1 pseudogene is annotated in these 434 nt (G+C 66.6%); it reads right to left on the bottom strand.

From position 1 onward, the window contains the following. Positions 1-434, bottom strand: a pseudogene (locus HMPREF2886_RS30660) (glutamine synthetase); the annotation flags it as partial.

Below are 434 nucleotides of genomic sequence, written 5' to 3'. Positions count from 1 at the left end.
AGCACCGAGGCCAGCAGCAGGTAGGGGTTGGCGTCGGCGCCGGCGACGCGATGTTCCAGGCGTACCGCGTCCGGGCTGCCGGTGGGCACGCGCAGGGCCACGGTGCGGTTGTCCAGGCCCCAGCTCGGCGCGTTCGGCACGTAGAACTGCGAACCGAAGCGGCGGTAGGAGTTGACGTTCGGGCAGAGGAAGGCCATGGAGGCCGGCAGGGTCTCGAGCACACCGCCGATCGCATGGCGCAATGCGGCGTTCTGCTCGGGATCCTCGCTGGTGAAGATGTTGTTGCCGTGCTTGTCGAGCAGCGAGATATGCACGTGCAGTCCGTTCCCGGCCTGGCCCGGATAGGGCTTGGCCATGAAGGTGGTGTCCATCTCGTGGTCGTAGGCGATGTTCTTGACCAGGCGCTTGAGCAGCACCGCATGGTCGCAGGCCTT

The sequence above is a fragment of the Pseudomonas sp. HMSC066A08 genome, from assembly GCF_001813025.1.
In the GTDB taxonomy this organism is placed as follows: Bacteria; Pseudomonadota; Gammaproteobacteria; order Pseudomonadales; family Pseudomonadaceae; genus Pseudomonas; species Pseudomonas aeruginosa.
Note: the sequence above shows the minus strand (reverse complement) of the source record. Positions and strands in the feature narration are given on the sequence as shown.